12 protein-coding genes and 3 pseudogenes are annotated in these 19,947 nt (G+C 30.3%); 8 read left to right on the top strand and 7 right to left on the bottom strand.

The genetic code is table 11. From position 1 onward, the window contains the following. A pseudogene (locus tag OCHUTO_RS02475) lies at positions 1-350 on the bottom strand (hypothetical protein); the annotation flags it as partial. A gap of 1,112 nt (positions 351-1,462) precedes the next feature. On the opposite strand from OCHUTO_RS02475, the gene OCHUTO_RS02470 reads away from it, so the two are divergent. The 6 genes and pseudogenes from OCHUTO_RS02470 (at position 1,463) to fmt (ending at position 13,315) form a co-directional block, all read left to right on the top strand. Beyond that, positions 1,463-1,813, top strand: a complete 351-nt coding sequence (locus OCHUTO_RS02470; protein ID WP_232296945.1) for a hypothetical protein — start codon at positions 1,463-1,465, stop codon at positions 1,811-1,813. A 706-nt stretch (positions 1,814-2,519) separates the two neighbouring features. Next, entirely contained in the window at positions 2,520-4,019 is a 1,500-nt protein-coding gene (locus tag OCHUTO_RS02465) for a UbiD family decarboxylase (RefSeq protein ID WP_045797259.1), read from the top strand. An 895-nt stretch (positions 4,020-4,914) separates the two neighbouring features. Continuing rightward, positions 4,915-9,129, top strand: a complete 4,215-nt coding sequence (locus tag OCHUTO_RS02460; RefSeq protein WP_045797258.1) for an autotransporter outer membrane beta-barrel domain-containing protein — start codon at positions 4,915-4,917, stop codon at positions 9,127-9,129. Between the two features lie 500 nt (positions 9,130-9,629). Next, positions 9,630-11,774 (top strand): ATP-dependent helicase, encoded by a 2,145-nt coding sequence (locus OCHUTO_RS02455; protein ID WP_045797257.1) that lies wholly within the window; start codon positions 9,630-9,632, stop codon positions 11,772-11,774. A gap of 80 nt (positions 11,775-11,854) precedes the next feature. Further along, positions 11,855-12,389, top strand: a pseudogene (def, locus tag OCHUTO_RS02450) (peptide deformylase). A gap of 5 nt (positions 12,390-12,394) precedes the next feature. Next, entirely contained in the window at positions 12,395-13,315 is a 921-nt protein-coding gene (gene fmt, locus OCHUTO_RS02445; RefSeq protein WP_045797256.1) for a methionyl-tRNA formyltransferase, read from the top strand. A 148-nt stretch (positions 13,316-13,463) separates the two neighbouring features. Here fmt and OCHUTO_RS02440 read toward each other — a convergent pair whose 3' ends face one another. Further along, the gene (locus tag OCHUTO_RS02440; RefSeq protein ID WP_045797255.1) at positions 13,464-14,633 is read right to left on the bottom strand and encodes an ankyrin repeat domain-containing protein; all 1,170 of its coding nucleotides are present in this window, start codon (positions 14,631-14,633) and stop codon (positions 13,464-13,466) included. 988 nt (positions 14,634-15,621) lie between these two features. On the opposite strand from OCHUTO_RS02440, the gene OCHUTO_RS07075 reads away from it, so the two are divergent. Continuing rightward, positions 15,622-15,771 carry an Arm DNA-binding domain-containing protein gene (locus tag OCHUTO_RS07075; RefSeq protein ID WP_084215348.1) on the top strand — a complete coding sequence of 50 codons (150 nt, stop codon included), beginning with the start codon at positions 15,622-15,624 and terminating at the stop codon, positions 15,769-15,771. Positions 15,772-16,326: 555 nt separating this feature from the next. Here OCHUTO_RS07075 and OCHUTO_RS02435 read toward each other — a convergent pair. The 5 genes and pseudogenes from OCHUTO_RS02435 to OCHUTO_RS05760 all read right to left on the bottom strand — a co-directional run bounded on the left by OCHUTO_RS02435 (position 16,327) and on the right by OCHUTO_RS05760 (position 18,624). Next, on the bottom strand, positions 16,327-17,199 hold the full coding sequence (locus OCHUTO_RS02435) for a PRANC domain-containing protein (RefSeq protein ID WP_045797254.1): 873 nt from the start codon (positions 17,197-17,199) through the stop codon (positions 16,327-16,329). Next, positions 17,192-17,410: pseudogene (locus tag OCHUTO_RS06345) on the bottom strand (ankyrin repeat domain-containing protein); the annotation flags it as partial. The gene OCHUTO_RS02435 and the pseudogene OCHUTO_RS06345, both read right to left, overlap by 8 nt. A gap of 16 nt (positions 17,411-17,426) precedes the next feature. Beyond that, positions 17,427-17,750 carry an ankyrin repeat domain-containing protein gene (locus tag OCHUTO_RS02430; protein ID WP_045797253.1) on the bottom strand — a complete coding sequence of 108 codons (324 nt, stop codon included), beginning with the start codon at positions 17,748-17,750 and terminating at the stop codon, positions 17,427-17,429. A 398-nt stretch (positions 17,751-18,148) separates the two neighbouring features. After that, entirely contained in the window at positions 18,149-18,307 is a 159-nt protein-coding gene (locus tag OCHUTO_RS05985) for a hypothetical protein (RefSeq protein ID WP_198139654.1), read from the bottom strand. A 224-nt stretch (positions 18,308-18,531) separates the two neighbouring features. Then, positions 18,532-18,624: a hypothetical protein gene (locus OCHUTO_RS05760; protein ID WP_198139653.1), complete on the bottom strand. Its 93-nt coding sequence runs from the start codon at positions 18,622-18,624 to the stop codon at positions 18,532-18,534. Between the two features lie 406 nt (positions 18,625-19,030). On the opposite strand from OCHUTO_RS05760, the gene OCHUTO_RS02420 reads away from it, so the two are divergent. Then, on the top strand, positions 19,031-19,468 hold the full coding sequence (locus OCHUTO_RS02420; protein WP_045797252.1) for a PRANC domain-containing protein: 438 nt from the start codon (positions 19,031-19,033) through the stop codon (positions 19,466-19,468). Positions 19,469-19,947: the final 479 nt, after the last annotated feature.

Raw genomic sequence — 19,947 nt, 5'->3', positions numbered from 1 at the left:
TATTTTTTATTATTAAGTTCAATAAAACCTGCATCTCTTAATTCTACTAGGCATTGCCTAACCCTTCTGTGCTGAAGTCCTAATGACTCTTCATAAAAGTAATAATTCTCCTGTAATTCCTCTATATCTTTATTGTAATAGATCTGTAGCCTATATACTATCAATGATAAGAGTTGTTTAGAGGTTTTACTTAAGGTTTTTCCATTATCTCCGGTTAACTTTCTCCATTCTGAGGGAATAAAATTTCCAATAAAACGATAAAAAATTGTGTCATTATTCCCACCATAACCATCATAGTTTTTGTCAATTCCGTAACTATTTATTGCACATGTTCTAACTATAGATTTCATAAATCATCTCCTAGATTTCAGCTATAGCAGAAATTTTTTAAAAAATTATTTTAAATTTTTTTAAAATTTTTTATTTTTTTTACGAACATATGATGAGTATACCAACTTTATATACCTTTTTTGCACCTCAAACCCTTATTGTAGCGTTAAGTGTTAAGTGATAATGTCTTTACTTTACCTGGAGTATTAAAAATATATTTTTGTAGTATTATAGCTGTTAGTTGTTTATTTTATATCTCTATAAGCTGTATAGATTTTGTTTATAAATACTTAGAGAGGCTTTCTTTTCTGAGAAAAGCTAACCCCTCTGCATAATGAAGCAGCAAAGTTAGTTTTCCTTAATCTATAAAGCTGTATAACACCTACAATTAACATCTTTTTTTAGAATCAAGATTTTAAAATTAATATAAGCCATTAGCAGGCTTAAGGCAATAAGCAACTAAAGTATTCTATGATATAGCTTAAACTTCTGAAAAAACTTTTAATATACTGAATACAGTGTTTAATAGCCTTTGTTACCAAATAACAAACTAATACTTGGTTAAGAGATATAGTTCTATCATTTATATTTCCTTTAATTAGTTAAAGTGCTTGATCCAATTAATAAATTAACGAATTTAATTTTCCCCAAAACTGTCTTTACTAGTTTTGCTAAAAGCTAAATAATATTATCAAATACTTTATTTCAAAAGATATTTTAAATATACAGACAGCTAAAAATGTTTAAAGTTTTTATACAAATAGAATGATAGTATAATAATACTATTGTTATAATCTCTAAATAGCTTATTCCAGATGTTCTGATGGGATTTCTAGTGTTATTGGATAAATATGAACTATTAACCCATTGATTGCTAATTTTAACAAAATCATCAATAGAACAATATATGTTTGCTACATCTTTGACTGTTTTATAAATTTTTTTTACTCTTATTCATAGGGTATCTCTTTATTAAACTATTTTTTTATTTCTCTAAGTCCTCTATCTAATTCTTTTTAATCTAAAACTGAGGTTTATATTTTTTCTTATCAAAAAAATTTTGCAAACAGAATTGTAAATAAGATATACAGCGACTAGCTTATTTGCTATACTAGTAAGTATTTAAACATTTTTGAATAATACAGTGCACAAATTTTTAGTTGGATTAATAGTTAGCAGTTTTTTAGTTTCATCAGTTTTAGCTAACTCTATACCGCAAACACAAAATAATGAGATTATAGAAAATCAGCATAATAGTAGTAGCAGTGATAATATTACCAAAATCTTAGAAGAATATAAAGCATATGTACGCACTGTACCAGAAAACGTTCGTACTGAAATCAGTGATTATCGTGCTCAATTACATAAAATTAACCAAGAAAAGCAGATTCTTTACAATAAGCTATCGTTTGAAGCTCAAGATTATCTAAAGAAGGTACAATCATTTAAGAAAAATCTAAAAAAAATTAGTAATATGTATTAGTAATGCTGAGTAAAAAATTCAAATTTTAAAATAAGCTATTTTTAATACTTAAATTTTCCTATTCAGATTAGTAGTTTTGGTAAACTTTCTATTGCACTTTAGTACAAAATAGTTACTAATCTTATCTGTAAAAGTAACTAAGTTTAACGCAACAAATCTGTTTGTATCTCTCTGTTTAAGAACCATAAAGAAGATATAACAATCTTATACTTATTTTGTTAATGATTTTATTAAAAGTAGTAATCAATGCAATAGATATTAGAAGACCTAGAATATTAAGATTTCTAGAAATCTTAAAATAGTATTATTATATCATTAGTTTCCTTGTAAAAACTTTAAATATTTTTATATGAGCTATTTATAATTATACAAATTCTGATCTTACTTTACATCTCTAAATATTATACCTAATCCTTTCTAGCCTTAAACTCAGTTTTTTTTAGGAGAAAAGCATAGAGATGATAATAAAAAAATAAACATTTAATGTATTAATTCTGTTATACTTTTTTTATGCGAAATATATTCTAAAACATTAGGTAACTAGCATATTTACAGTGCTAAAAGCGATATTAACAATGTTTTAAAATTTAGTAATATATTTTATACAGAATTTTATTTTAAACTGAAAAACTAGGGAGAATAATTAAGCAAATTAAGTTAAATTAATGTATAAAATAGTTAATATTTATAGTAAAATTTGAATGTTATGGCATATAAAAATTTTCAGCAGTTTTTAGAATTACTACGAACAAAGAATTTATTACATCATATCTCTGAGCCTGTGTTTGCAACTCTTGAAATTACCGAAATTAGTCGTAGAGTATTTAACAGTAAAGGTCCAGCGCTATTTTTCAGCAATGTACTAGATGATCATGGAAATAAGTATCAGTATCCAGTAGTATCTAATCTATTTGGTACTATGGAAAGAATAGCATTAGGATTAGGTGGCAATATTTCTTCTTTTAAAGAAATTGGAAATTTACTGGCTTTTTTAAGACAGCCAAATCCTCCATCATCGTTCAAAGAAATTTTGAAATTACTACCAATTGCTAAAAAAGTTATTAATATGCCTCCTAAAACTCTGTCAATCGGAGCATGCCAAGCAATAGTAATAAAAGATAAAGAAGTAGATCTATATTCATTACCAATTCAAAAATGTTGGCCTAATGATGTTGCTCCATTAATTACTTGGCCTTTAATAGTTACAAAGGGTCCAACATCTGCTCAAGTCGACCGATTCAATTTAGGGGTATACAGATTGCAGCTAATAGGAAAAAATAAATTATTAATGCGATGGCTTAAGCTTAGGGGAGGATCACAGCAATACTTAAGATGGTTTAAAACTACAAAACATAAGTCCTTTCCAGCTGCCGCTGTTATTGGAGCTGATCCAGCAACAATTTTAGCTGCTGTTATGCCATTACCAGAAAATATTTCAGAGTATGACTTTGCTAGCTTGTTGAGAGGAAGTAATACCAATTTAGTTAATTGTTTAACTGTTGACCTCAAAGTGCCAGCTGAAGCAGAAATAATCTTAGAAGGAGAAGTTAGCTTTGATGATTATCAAAATGAAGGGCCTTTTGGAGATCATACTGGCTACTATAATGAGGTAGATAAATTTCCAGTTTTTACTATTAATGCTATTACTATGAGGCCTAATCCTATATATTTAACGACTTATACTGGAAAACCTCCAGATGAGCCATCGGTGATTGGTGAAGCTTTAAATGAAATTGTTATCCCTTTAATTCAAAAACAGTTTCCCGAAATTTGTGATTTTTGGCTTCCTCCTGAAGGATGTTCATACCGAATTGCAATTGTGAGTATTAAAAAAGATTATCCAGGTCAGGCTCAACGAATCATGATGGGAGTTTGGTCTTTTTTACGACAATTTATCTATACTAAATATGTTATTGTAGTAGATAATGATATTAACATACGTAATTGGCAAGAAGTAATGTGGGCAATATCAACTAGAACTGATCCAAAAAGAGATACTATTATGATTAATAATACTCCTATTGACTACTTAGATTTTGCTTCTCCAAGTTCTGGTTTAGGTAGTAAAATGGGTATTGATGCTACTAATAAAATATATCCCGAAACTACAAGAAAATGGGGTGAAAAAATAGCTATGCCGCAGAGTTTAATTGATGCTATAACTCAAAAATGGCATCTTTACGGATTTGATAAGAATATTGTGTAATACAGTTTAATGTTTAAATATATCTTAACCTCAGTTTTTGATTAAGGTGAGATTAATAGAAGGTTTAGTAGGCTTAAAGCAATAAGCAGTTATGGTAAGATAAATATATCAATGAAACCCATTTAGACAGAACAGTGTGTTAAAATAATAAACCAGTATTATGCTTGATTAATTCAGAAACAGGAGCCCTATCATCTATAGCATAAACATAGTTATTATATATATGTAATATTAGTTTTGTTTATAGAAACTATAGATCTGATATGCTTTCCCCATTCCTTGGAGCTAATTTTCAGTAATACTTTCTAGGTGTTTCCTTACTCACTCATGGCTTAATAATAAAATTTCTGATACTTCTCCCTTATTGTAAAGTAATATTGTTTTCTATTGCAAATTGTTGCTATATATCTCTCTTGAAATGAATCTTTACATCTCTTTAAAGTACTATACTTCATTTTATCTTAATATATCTTTACTAGCTATTTATTTACTAGAGGTATATAATATTAGTAAATTTCATGCAATGAGTTGTATAGTTTCTATCTAAAGCTGTATTTTTACCACATTAATAACCAACCATATTAACACATTTGTTTGATATAATTTTATAAAAAACTTCAACTTGCTATATTATATTTTTAAACTTAAATTTACTTACAATAGTCATTCTAATTTAGATAGCAACACTTTTGTTACTCAAGAATATCACTCATTTTATATAAAATTAGATTCCTATGGATATGAAAAATATTAATACAAGTTAAAATTGCAGAATTCTTATCCTCTTGTAAATTACTATAGAAACATCTAAACTATCGGTTGATTGCTATACTTAAATAACCATTAAAAGTATACATAGCCTAAATTTTTTACAAAGATAAGTAGGAATCTATTGATGAAAAATTCAAAAAATATATCGCTAATTTTTTTTACAACTTTATTTACTCTCGGTACTATTACAAATATGTATGCAGCTGATAAAGAGCCATCAGCAGCTACATCAAATAATAATACTGTAGATACCAATGCAGGTGAAACAAATGAAAATACGGGTAGTGGTACTGCTGAAGGAGAAGGAACACAAGGTAATAGTGAAACATCTGAAGTAGTTAATTCAGATAGTCCAGCTGCTGAAGGAACTGAAGGTGGTGCTGCTGGAGGTGGTACTACTGGAGATGATGCTACTGGAGGTACTACTGCTGAAGGTGAGACTACTGAAGGTGGTACTACTGGAGATGATGCTACTGGAGGTACTACTGCTGGAGGTGGGACTACTGAAGATGGTGCTGCTGGAGGTGGCGCTGCTGGAGGTGGGACTACTGAAGATGGTGCTGCTGGAGGTGGCGCTGCTGGAGGTACTGCTGCTGGAGGTACTGCTGCTGGAGGTGGCGCTGATGATGATAGAGGAGGCAGAGGAAACAGAAGGAGTATTTTGGGTTTTTTATCTCCTCAAACAACACCAGGAATAGCAAGAACACCAATTGTATTAAGAGATCTTCATACACAATCTATAGTGGTTCAACAAAATCCAGGAAATGGAGCGCAGCCAGTTCGGATTTTTGATAGTGGTAATGTGTATATTGAGGACTTGAAAGGTGATCCTCATGTATTTGATATTGAAGTTTGTGCTGACAACATGGTTTTATATCTTCCTGCTAAGCCATTTAAGAAAATTAGACGCTTAAACCTAGGAATACGTAGACCATTAGTAGTTATAAACAACACATCGCAGCCGCAGAGCAGTCTTGTTTCTGGTATCCGTACAAGTGTATCAGCACCTGAGCTATCAGGTTCAGAGTCAGATACAGAACGTTCAAGACGACGCACATCTGAGCGTGTAAGACGCGCCGTATCAATATTTTTTAGTCCAGAAAGCTCGCCTTTTGATCTTTCTGTATTAAATTCTGTAGCTTCCTCTGATCCAGGTATAGTTGAAGGTGCAATAAATGCAACTATAGGTGGATATGGGCCTTTTTATACCTCAAAACCCACATCACTACCTACTGATCTAATTATTACTGGAAGTTTAGCTGTTAAAGCCCCACTAGAATTAACAGTACCTGGTACTAGTGTTTTAAAAGAACTGAGAGTTAACAGTCCAACAAGTTTTGCAGTAGCAGCACCAGGAGCTTTAAATTTACAATCAAGTCTTGCTGCTAATATAGCAGGTCAGGATACAATTATAAATTCTAGTGGCTCAAACAGCAGAATTGCTTGTGCAAAAATAGGTAGCCCAGGTGAGCCTGTTAAAATAAATGTCCTAAATGGAAAGTTATTTTTTAATCCAGCAGGTGGTGTGGATGAAGTTAATATCCATGCAGCTGTAGCTTCAGATACATCAAGGTCAGCAAAGATGATTTTTGATAATCTATCAACAAGACCAATAAAGTATAATGTACATGGATCTATTGCAACACCTCAAAAGCCAATAACAAAAGTAAGTCTGAATAGGTCAACGACATTAAATGTTCTAGGAAACATATATGCTCACAAGCTGAAGATGAAAGTACAGGATAACACTGAAAATCCAATGTTATTATTAAATGGTACAGCATATTTGGGAAGTATATATCCATCTATGCCATTAGTTGGGAGAGTGATTGTTGAAGGTAGCCCTAGTTCTTCTGGTGGGGTGTATCAATGCGAACTTTTGTGCAATACAGCTGGAACAAGAGAAAAGCCATTACATAGTATAGTATTGCCGCAACATAATATTACTTCTGATGGGATAGTGCCTTGCAATAAAGTCTTTATTACTCATGACAAAACAGCATCTAGTACTAATATACATGCTGGTAGTGTGATTTTTTTTAATATGCAGGATATGATGGTTGTCTCTGGAAAAAGTGCAAATATTGCTGCTAATATAAGTGTACCTGGTAGTTCTGGAGGAAGTATAGTAGTAGATAAAGGTTGTGCATTAACTCATAGTGGTCATATTGGACATCAAGCGGCTGCTTTAGGCCGTATACAGCTACAAGACGGTTCATCTTTTACGTCTGATGGAAACGTTTTTGGTTCTCATACAGCTGGTTTTGTAGCCAGTGTAAGGGAAATTTTGTTAAACAAAAATAGTACTGTTACATTTAATAGCGCAACTACTTGGAATACAAGTATACAACTTGACGGTCTAGATGGTAGTGGTACACAAGTTATAATGAGTAAAGGTGATATAAGTGCTAATATTGGATGTACGTTAGGGACAGTAGAGAGTGTTACTATACTACCAAAAAGTGCTGAAAAGAAGCCTGTAGTTAGTTTTGGCGGAACAATATATACAAATAATTGTGTTATTAACCCAGGTAAAACTAAAGGTAGATTAATAATTACACGAGATACTAAAATAACTCAATCTGATCACATACCTGGTGTAATTGATATTGGTAATGCGGATATTTCTCTTAGCAAAAGTTCATTAACTCTGGAGGGTGATAAGATTAAAATGTTAGGATATAAATCACAAAAATCACACAGTACTAATCCTAACAAGTTAGCTAAAAAGCAGGTTACTACATTTCATGTTGGCTATGATGTTGACCAGAATGGAAGTATTATACGGAATGGTTGTGTAGTTATATCTTCCAAGCATTTGAGTGCAGATAATAAGCTGGTATTTTCTGTTGTGCATAGCAATGGTTCTGAAAAGGACCTTACCCGTAAGGCAGTATTAAGCCCTGTTGCATTTAGTGGTAATCAATCACAACAAGGAGATCTATACGACTTAGTGTATTTATGTGATGATAAATGTAGATGGAAGCCATTAAATCCTGATATTGATGAAGGCGGCTTAGTAAAATTAAGATTTGGCTTTGATGGATTCGTTGAACAACAAAAAGGCGATAGTACTAAACCTACTCCAGAAAGTGAAGTTGATGTATTGAAGCTTATGAAGTTGGATGATGAGCAGTCTCAAGATGATGAAAAAACAGGTAGTATATCTACTACTGAGACAGAAGAAGATGATAGTACCGCTAGTGGTAGTGGAGCTGACAGTGATGATGAAGCTGCTAGTGATGATGCCTCTGGTGATGGGGATGATGGTCATTATGCCCCGCCTCTTCCACCTATGCCAACTCGGCTTCAACTTAGTGTAATAGAGCAGCCAACTTCATCACAGTCTAGTGCATCTCCTGCTTTGATATTACCGGTGGTAACTTCTGATGCTGCCTTAAAAATCGGGGTAAAGACTGCAGTGAATGCTGTTGCTTCTATAGTAGAGTCTAAAGTATCAAGAGAGCATGATGATGGCTCAAGTGTAAAGTCAGCCGGATCTGATATTAGTAACCAATCATTGAATATTTGGTCAGATGTCTTTTTATCAAATGTTAATCAGCAGAAACATGAACATATGCAGGGATATAAAACAGATATTAGTGGTATTACTATTGGAGCAGATAAATATTTAAATGCTAATACTATTGTTGGTACAGCAGTTTCATATTCGAAATTTAATACAAAATATGATGATAGCAGAATAGAAAAAATAGATAGTAGTGTTTTCTTATTATCTTTCTATGGACAGTATTCATTTAAAAGTAGTACATTTATTCGAGGAATGATAAATGTTGCTAAGTTTAGCGATAATACTAACAATAGTGAGTTAACATTGTGGCAAGGTAATAGTTATCATGGTAGCTTTACTGCAGGTTATTACTTTTACCCATTGAAAAATACAAAAAAGCTAACTTTAGTACCAACTTTAGGTGTTAAATACTCACAATTTAATACTTCTATCAATAAGGCAACAGGTAGTTCATCTAGTAATATAGGTGATAGAAGTCATAAGACATTGGAAGGAGTAATTGGTATTTCTTTAGAGCAGTTATTTACAAATAATACAAGTAACAATGTACTTTCTGCAATCTATGGGTATATTCATCACAATTTATATGATTGCCAAGATGGTGCGAAATTGCCAAATCACCAATTTTCATTTAATCCTAACGTTATAACAGTACATGAGAAATGCTTACATAAAACATTCTACCATGTAGGTGCTAAATTATCTATTAAGCGTAATATAATGGAGATAGGTATTGCTTGTGATATCTATATGGCTGAAAAGTATATAAGTCATACCGGAACAATATATGCAAAAGCTAGCTTTTAGCTTTTGCATTCCAGCAAAGTATAGTGCAATAGAAGGAGATAAAAGATATTGAAATCTTATCTAGCGCACTATACAAAAAACTCGATATTATCAAAATTTTTTCTACTTCTTTATTATTGGTATTTAGTATTTGATACCTACTTTTTTCAAGTATAGCCAAATATAGTAAATTCTTTTAAACTACGTACACTTTTTTAGCATTATAATTTGTAGCTGTTCTAAAAAAGGTAGATGAAGTATATGGTTGAATAAATAGGGTCTATATTTAGATGAACTTTCATTTTAAGCAGCTGTAATAAGCTTTATAGTGCTTCAATTTTTTTGAACCAAAAAAAAAACACCAGTTTAAAATCTTCAACCATTTGGTTTTTACAAATTAATATGGAGATTATATTATATCAAACTCAATTGTAAAATGAGGTGAATTATTTAATAATTTTTAATTACATTCATTTTAGTATGTGTAACAATATGTAAAAATTTATGCTTGATGGCAAAATATGAACCAGTATTTATTAAACCTAAATTTAAAACAAAGAGAAGCAGTAACAACTACTAACGGACCATTACTAGTGTTAGCTGGAGCTGGAACAGGTAAAACAAGAGTAATAACTTATCGTATTGCTTATATTATTGATCAATTAATTGCAGCTCCTGAAGAAATTCTAGCAGTAACATTTACTAATAAGGCTGCAATAGAAATGCAAGCTCGTGTTGCAGAAATAACCAATAATGCTAAAGGTGTTTGGATTGGTACTTTTCATTCAATTGCTACTAAAATTCTTAAAGCACATGCTGAGTTAGTAGGGTTAACATCATCATTTACAATTATAGATCAATCTGAGCAAGTTAGAGTAATAAAACAACTTTGTGAAAGAAATGGAATTTCGATAAAAAATTATTCTCCGAAAGATATTGTTGAAATAATAAGCAGATGGAAAGATCTTGGCAATCAGTCAAAGATAAACTGTAGTATTCCTATTCATTATGTAGCACAACAACTCTATCAATATTATCAGGCTGAGTTAATAAAATCTAATTTAGTTGATTTTGGAGATTTGTTATTATACAACATGAAAATTTTCAACGAAAACCCTGATCTTCTAAATTTTTATCAAAAGAAATTTAAGTATGTATTTGTTGATGAATACCAGGATACTAACAGTATTCAGTATTTTTGGGCTAAAGCTTTAGTAAACCTTCATGAAAATTTATGTTGTGTAGGTGATGACGATCAGTCGATTTACAGTTGGCGAGGAGCAAACATAGAAAATATTTTAAAGTTTAAAGATGATTTTAAAGGTGCTAAAATAATTAAACTTGAGCAAAATTATCGATCCACTAATAATATTCTAACAGCAGCTAGTAATATTATTTGTAATAATAAACATCGTCATGATAAAAAATTATGGACGACTCAATCGCTTAATACGCCAATAAAGATCGTGTATTGTTATAATGATCGTGAAGAAGCAAGGTTTATTAGTGCAGAAATAAAAAGGCTAAAAACTCCTGGCCTTTCTATTGCCGTACTAGTTAGATCTAGTACTCAAACCCATATTTTAGAGGAATCATTTTTCTGCAATAATATAAAGTATCAAGTAATTGGAGGATTTAGATTTTTTGATAGAATGGAGATTGCAGATATAATAGCATACTTACGGGTAGTAATAAATCACAATGATAACCTAGCATTAACTAGAATTATTAATATACCAAAAAGATCTATTGGGCCAGCAACATTAAACACTATTAAAGAATATGCTCAGCAGAAAAATATTTCAATATTTGCTGCAATTGAGCAGGTATTAAGTAAAAATCTTTTTAAAACTCAGCTAGGTCTAATATTACAAAATCTAATTAATAAATTTAAAGAATGGCATTTTCTATATAAGTCTGGGTATACTCCGGCTCAAGTAACTGAAATTGTTTGTAAAGAATCTAATTATTTGCAAATGCTAAAAGATGATAAGTCTTCTCAAAGCAATAACAGAATAGAAAATATTCAAGAAATGATTAGATCAATGTTGGATTATAGTAGTATAGAAGAGTTTTTAGAACATGCTAGTTTGTTTTTGGAACGAGAAGATGATAATATTAACTCTAAAAGTAATGATGTAATTAGCTTAATGACTTTACATGCATCTAAAGGTTTGGAATTTGATATAGTATTTTTACCTGGATGGGAAGAAGGAGTTTTTCCTCATCAAAAGTCATTAATTGCTGAAGATCAAAAAGCATTGGAGGAGGAAAGAAGAGTAGCTTATGTTGGAATTACCAGAGCTAAACAAAGTTTATATATTAGTTATGCTGATCAAAGAAGAATATTTAATGAATTTGTAAAGCTTCAACCTTCAAGATTTTTATTAGATATACCTACTGATATATCATTAATTACTACTTCAATGGAGCATTATGATAGTAATAATCATTATTCTAAAAAATCACTATCAGTAGCAACATCTATGATACATAACAACTCTCAATCCGAAGTCTTAAGTGAACTTTTTCCAGGTGCAAAAGTAATTCATAAACAATTTGGTCAAGGTACAGTAATTAGAGTTATAAATGATAATATTGAGGTAGCATTTCATGTTTGTGGAATTAAAACCATAAAACAAAAGTTTTTAACTATTAAAAAATAACTTAAAAACTTAATTCTTAAAAGAAGTTGCTTTTATTACTTGTTATCATATAATGGCAAAAAAAAAATGTTTTGTATTTTATGTCTATATTATCTCTTATAACTGCTCCTGATCCTATTCTAAAGAAAGTGTCATCTTCAGTTAATACAGTTGATGATAGTATTAGGAAGCTTATGGATGATATGTTGGAAACTATGTATCATAATCATGGAGTAGGACTAGCGGCACCACAAGTAGCAATATTAAAAAGAATTATAGTTCTTGACTTAAGTGGAATTAAAATTGAAGAAAGTAATATAACTCAAAACCAATTTAAATACCCGTTATTTATGGCTAATCCTGTTATTAAGGTTAGGTCTAATCGAACAGTACTAGGCAAAGAAGGATGTTTATCATTACCAAAGCAAATTATTGAAATCCATAGGTATCATGAAATTCAGGTAACTTATCTTGATTATAATAATCAGTTAAGTGATCTTAATGCTGACGGATGGTTAGCACGCGCTATTCAGCATGAAGTAGATCATTTAGATGGTATTTTATTAATTGATCATTTATCTTCTTAAAAGAAATTTTGCATTAAAAAAATTATCTAAAATTACAAATATGGCTTAGGTTTAATGAAAATAATTTTTATGGGAAGCTCAGAATTTGCTATTCCTTCATTAAAATCTATTGCTTCGTCTCATCATGAGGTAGTAGCTGTTTTTACACGTAAACCTAAGAAGCGTGGTCGTAACTTGAATATTCATAAATCTCCTATACATGAGCTAGCTGATATTTTGTCTATTCCTGTTTATACACCAGATAGTTTAAAAAATAACGATATACAAAATTTAATAGAAAACTTAGAAGCTGACATAATTGTAGTAGCAGCTTATGGTTTAATAATTCCTTCATCAATTCTAAAAATGAAACAATATGGATGTATTAATATTCATCCATCTATGCTGCCTAAGTGTCGTGGAGCTGCGCCAATACAGCATACTATTATTAACGGTGAAAAGGAAACTGCTGTTTGTATTATTCAAATGGATCAAGGAATTGATACTGGAGACATAATATTATATCAAAAATTTCCTTTAGCTGAAGATATTTGTTTCAGTGAACTACATGATCAATGTGCCAAAGTTGGAGCTAAATTAATAGTTGAAGTGCTAAATAATATTAATTCACTACAACATATTCCACAATCTTTAGATGGAATTTCTTATGCAAATAAACTTTCAAAATTAGAAAGCAAAATTAACTGGTATGAAAGTGCCTACACTATAGATTGTAAAATTAGAGGCATGAACCCATGGCCAGGTACATTTTTTACCCATAACAATAATAGTATTAAAGTTTTAAAAGCTAAAATTATAAATGATAATCATACTTTGCGGCCAGGAACAGTAAAAATAGTCAATAACAATAAATTATTGATATCCTGTAAAGAAAATTTCTTAGAACTATTATTATTACAATTACCTGGAAGAAAAGTACTCAACCATGTGCAATTCTTATGTGGTTACCATATCTTGCCAGATACTATTCTATAATCATTTAGTTTTGATTAAAAAAATATAAACAGCAACAATAAGAAAAAAAAATCTACTTTTAGTTCATATCTACTAATAGCCTTAATAATGACAATAAGTTATAATTTTAGGATTTTTCTTTAACTCTATTAGTTTTTTTTAGCATGCATTATTCGTAATAGTCTTTGAATAAAGGCTCCATAATCTCACCTCCTAATTCCATTGTTACATTACTGCTTTGGGAATCAATCATTTCTAGTTCTAAATTATCATCTGTTTCTTCATCAAATATAGTACCTGATGATTGACGTGTTTTTCTTGATTGAGTTGGGGGTTCTTCTATAATTGAAAGCAACTTTGGATTTACTTTGACTTCATACCTTATTTGAGCTAAACGAATATTATAATCTGTATCACTTTGTAATTTAAGCCAAAGATCATAAGTTGGATTTTGCACAAATTTGCTTATTTTTAATGAATCTGCCAGTACTTGATCTGGTATGAATGTTTTATCTGAAAAATAGTTAGTCTTTTGAAAAAATTGATATGTATTTAATAAAGCTGCCATCTCAAATGGCAATTGTTTTATTAATACTGGTGAACAAATAGCCCCATTTTGTATTAGTAGTTTAGCTGTATCATATTTTAGATTTTCAATTGCTACATCTAGTGGTGTATTGTTGTCTATATCTGTACAATTTATATTTATTCTATGCTGTATTAATACAGCCATACATTCTGGAAAAGACTTAGATGCAAAGTAATGAGCTAGTAAGCTAACATCTGGGTTATGTATAAAATTAGGAATGTAGCTACTGTACTTTGTTAGAAGATAATCTAATATCTCGCAAGCTGTGTTAATAACTACGGAAGAAGTTACTTCAGTTTTATTCAGCAAGTTTTTAATTTCTGCTAAATATTGCTTACAGCGACTTAATCTAAACCCTATTATCGTATCACCTTCGTCATTTCTGCATTCGTAATCTAAAATTACTTCATTTTCATATTCTATGAGAAATTTTGTGAGTTCAAATTTACCTTCAGATATTGCTTTTCTAATTTCAGTATCAACATGCCGTCCACCTATAGATGATCTTGCTTCTTCTAGTTTACCAGCCTGAAAAAGTGTAGTAACTGGATTGCTGTAATTAGATTGTGAAAGTTTTTTGCAATGTTGCTGAAAGATCTTAAGACCTGTCAAAATATCTTCTGAAACTTGCTGTTGAACCTGTGAAACATTAATTCCATATTCCTCCATTATACAACTTACTTTATGAAACTGTTTGAATTGCAGTAACTCAACTATATATTTAATTTGATTACTATTGCTTTCGTTCATAAGTTCAATCTTTGGTAGAAATAAATCGATAAATGATAGTGTGATAAATAAAAAAAATCAAACCCTTAGTATTTAATTTTAAAATTAAATACTATAAAATGGTGATATTTAACTATAAATTTAAGCTTTAAAAATAATAAAAAAAATTTATTTGAAAATTATATATGAATTTCAGCTAAAAATTGTGAAAAGATATTGGATCACTAATAATAAATATTTTCAGAATTTAAGATGTTAAAGAATGCTAGTTCAAAAGAAAAAGCTAAAAGAATTTTAGCCACTAATATCATAAGCAGTTATATTTCAACATAAGTCAAGTAGAGCTTTTAACATATATTTTATCAACAAATTGTTATTAGAATTAACAGATATAAATACCAAAACCATCAATTCAGGAAGAAAGAGATACTCTAAGCTATATGGCAATAACATTGCTTAATAAAAATTCTTCAAAAGAATATCAAATATAAAAGAGAAGGACAGTTGATTTTTATTAACTTTCACGCTTTATAGAACCCACTATTAACTTATGTCAATTTTTATTAATTGCTGTAATTAATCTTCAACTTTAACCATAATTATATTTGCAATATTTATCAATATTACAAAAAAAATTAAAGTAAAATGTAGAAAATAGGGAGAGTAAAATTTAGGAAATTTTGCACTAATTGTAAATTCAGAAGTTGAACTGATGATTGGGAAACACAGCAATCCAAAATTAACTAAGTAATTTTCAAGAGATATATTATGAACAAGTTAGTACAAGAAAAATGCTATTAATAAAAAGCATAATATGGATCAACAACTAAGTGTAATATTGATTAATAACATTGTGTGGTAATTATGGCCTCAATTTAATCACTAAGTAAAATAGAAATTCAGAATGGAAAAACAAAATAGAGATTCAGATGAAAGTGGACTTGTTCTAAGAGCATCATACAGAGGAAGAAGTTTATTTAGATAAGAAATATAAAAATAGGGGCTAAAGATAGGGCCATATCCAGATTTATCAGTTAGAGACGCTAGAAAAATAGCAAGAGAATTCAAGGCATTAATGGCGAAAGGAATAGATCCGAGAGAAGTAAGACATAAGAATTATATAGAGGAAAATGAGAAGTGTATAAAAAAAAAGAGATGATATTAGAAGAGCTGCATAAAAAGTATATACTGAATACTTGGAACAATAAGCTATAAGAATATATAATTATCGAAAAAAGCGCATTGTATCCAAAAAGCAAAGATTAGCAAGATTGATGATATTGAATAATATAATAAAAGAGAGAATAAAACATGCAACAGCAAATATAATTCTGATTAGATGATAAGTACATACAAAAGCTTTTCCATTATCACAAATTTCTTTATTCTGATAAAATAAAATTTGTAACAAAACTATAGAAAAATTATTGTGTTATCTCAATTAGTTATAGAGTTGTTATGTCTTTTTTTTATGATATTCTCCTTGTAAATCATTTTGTTAAACTATTTTTTTACAATTTCTCTTTCTGAGACCTCTATCTAATCTTTCATAATTTAAAACTATTTCATTAGGGGCTTATTTAGTTTTGTAACGGCTAACAAGTTGTTGACATCATTAATCATGTGAATTTATTAGTTTAACTAGAATATTTAGAGAAAATGGCACAAAAACAGAGTTAGAAATATATTGATTTACTAACACCTAACATACATATCACAAGCTTCTGCTATCTGAAGTTTCTTGTTGTTGTTTTTTCTCATTAAATCTACTACTTTGCTGTACTTTTGATAAATCTTCATTACTCAGATGCTTTAGTATCTTAAACTTAAGTTCCTTTGGTAGATCAGCCCAAGATGGTGTAGTTTCTTTAGAACGATCCTCAGATTTTTTATCACTTATTATTGCACCATCAATTGATTCAATTGCCTCACATAATAACTTTTGTCTCTCTCTTCCTTGTGTTATATGTTCTTTAAGGCAACAACCATATATAGGAAAATTTTGTTCAGCATTTAGATGCATCTCTAAAACAGCAGGGTGATTTGCATATTTTGCAAATGTATTCTTATCACTGCTAGCAACAAAGGTACTAAACATATTTTTTCCCTCTACACCAACTTTGATACCTTGCAGTCTTTCAATTTCTTCGCTGCACATCTTTCTATATTCACTAAGTTCTTGGGACTGTTGTATCATGCTAAGATTTTTGCTCCAACCGTTATGATTGCTGACTTTGGCATTGCTATGCTCTAACTTAGCTATATGAGAAGTTAATAATTCAGAACTTTCTAATTTCATATTTATGAGCGCACTACATTTAATAGCTGCAGCCAGAGGTGTATCCTCCTCTGCATCTGTCATATTAATATCAGCACCATGATTTAATAGTTCTCTAATAACATCTGATCCACCAATTATTTTTTCAGCTGCGTAATGTAAAGGCGTAGCACCATCATGATTTGGTATATTAACATCATTTATGTAGGGCAACACAGCTTGTACAATACTTAAATTTGGATGCCTAGCCCTTACAGCGCAATGCAAAATAGAATCACCAGCTACATTTGTTAACTCAGTATTAGGCACCGTGTTTTAATAACATCTTAGCTACATCTGTGCTACCACGTTGTATAGCTAAATGTAATGCAGTATTACCACTGGAATTTTGTAAATCAATACTATCTTCACTAGTCCGATTTCTTAATAATGCTTTTGTTAGTTCCAAATGGTAAAAACTCGTTGCAGCAAAATGCAAAGGAGTGTTACCATTGCCGTCTTGTAAACTAGCATCGGCCCCATTTGCTAATAACTGTTCAGCCTATTTTGATCTGTGCAGTATTCATTAGCCCTGTTAGATCTTTATCAGAGCCAACAACTGGCCTTTTACATATTAAGTGTAAAGGAGTAAGACCATATGTATTTTGCGAATTAATAGCAGCACTGCTGGTATGATTTTGCAACATCTGTTCGACAACCTCTGCATCCTTATTATTAACAGCAAAATGTAATGGAGTATCTTCATGATTATTCTTTAATGCAACATTAGCGTTATAACTTAACAGAAGGTTAACAATTTCTGTTTTTTGATACTTAGCTGCTAAATGTAATGCAGTATTACTGTCAGAATCTAATGGCATAGCAATACTTTATTACACTAGCACTGTTGTTTATAATGCTGTTCACAGCAGCTACATTACCATGTTGAATAGCAAGAGACAAATCAGAAGCGATACCCATTATCTTTACTCCTTATTAAAATTAACTAAGATTACTTTTTATAGATTTCAGCATTAACTTTTTTAGTTAAACATACCAATCTAACTAATCATTCAAATTGAATGAATGTATCTAACTTAAAGTTAAATCTAATAATACATTAATTAATAAAACAGCGCAACTATTATAACCATGATATATAGCTGAACCACTATAAAATAGTTATGTTATATACTTTTCGAACAGAGTGTCTACGTCACAATGATATTTCATTCTTCTAGATTTAGCTTGAAACCATTTTTTTTCAATAGGATTTAAATCAGGAGGGGGTAAATACTCTATGCCCTTCTTTTTCTAGCATAGTTTTTAAATACGGGCTTTTATGAAAACTTACATTTTCCATCACAACTACAGAATTATTAGGTAATTTCGGTATTAAATCATGTTTTACCCAACCATTAAATAATATTGCAGTCAAAAATTGATACGGTTAGCAGCGATTTATTATGTTCCTATAGTTCTTTTTGACGGATGCCAATCATGCATTCCGTAACATCTCATGCCTTCATATCCGTCAGTTCTAGGAGCACTAGCAATAAAACCGCTTTCATAGACAGTAACCTTTCCTTTATACCTTTTTATCTTATCCTGAAATTCTAATCTCTCTTCTTCTTTTGCCTTCGGGTGTTGTACAGTTTTTTTTTATACGTTCAATCTCTTTAATGCTTTTTGTATACCAGATTTACTTACTCCTTCAGCTCTTTCATATTGGTATGCGTCACTATATTGTGGCACATCTTCTTTTAATTTATCAATAGAAATTTTTGTTGGAGCTCATTTTTTAATGGCAATCTTACTCCATACAAATACTTTTCTCCAAAACCTTTTGATACTCATTCAAAGCTCATTTTCTCTCTTTCCCTTATAGCCTTTTTTCTAAAATCTATCGTCATACTAATTTCATTGCATCTTATTATTACTCACTGTTTTATACTAGTTTCGCTATAATGGTAATACTTATTTAGATATAGTTTTTGAAAGATTTGTTAATGGCCAAGAATCTAATGATTTAGTTAAATCATTAATTCTGAATGTTGCTGAGTACACGGAGGTTATACAAAATGCGGAGTTAAAATTAAAAGAGAAACTAATTGCCGCTGATGATATAACAAGAAGTAAAATAACTACTCTTATAGAAACTTTGCAAGAGAGTCAAGAATTAAAAAATATTTATATTTGCAATGTAAAGATAATAGATCTTCTTTTACAAAAAAATTGGCTGGACTCAACATTTCGCCTACAAGAAGGAATTGTTCTTAAGAAGAATAATGATATGGATTATGCAATTATCAAGATTAATGATCTGATTAATAAATTTCAGATATATATAGTCCCAATGCGTGAGAAGATTGAGATAGCAAGATATAGGGGTGAGAAGTTATGCCTTCTTTTAGAAATATTATTACAAAACAACAAATTTAATAGAAAAATTGTATTTGAAGAACAATCTTTATTTACAACATTACCAGCAGAAATCTATAGAAACATATTAGAGTATTGTTCTAATGATGATCTTGAAAATCTTTATTTTGCATGTACTAATCAATATTGTAAGAAGCAAGTCATTGGTGAATCTTAAAAATTTTTCAAGTTGTGAAAGACTGTAAAGTATAGGATTCAAAGAAATACTCTTTGAAACTAGCCTTTCTTTATTAAAAAAATAGAGGTTGTGTTTTGATATATTATCACTATGAAAATATACTCGCTTAGTTTATCGGCAAGGGCTGGAAGTTTGAGGTGAGGCATCGAACAAGAGGGGCAAATTATTGCTTAATTTCAATAAAAATACTCTGGATTTAATGAATATTTAGAATTATATTCATTTCACTAGGTGATCATAGCTCTGTTGCTTATAAGTTAAGAATGTTTTGACAAGGGAATGCTAACGCTCTAACACTCGCCTAGAGTTATCAATATTCTGGATTCTATAGCGACTCGACTATATTAAAAACTATTTTTTAGTAGTCTGTATTATTTTGCAATTGAGAGATATATATAGTTTAAGCTAGCAATTGGTGAACATATTTATGATCTCGATGAAATATGCATTAAATTCTA

This window comes from Orientia chuto str. Dubai, assembly GCF_000964595.1.
GTDB lineage: Bacteria > Pseudomonadota > Alphaproteobacteria > Rickettsiales > Rickettsiaceae > Orientia > Orientia mediorientalis.
The sequence above is the reverse complement of the archived record's forward strand: the minus strand, read 5'-3'. Positions and strand labels throughout refer to the sequence as shown.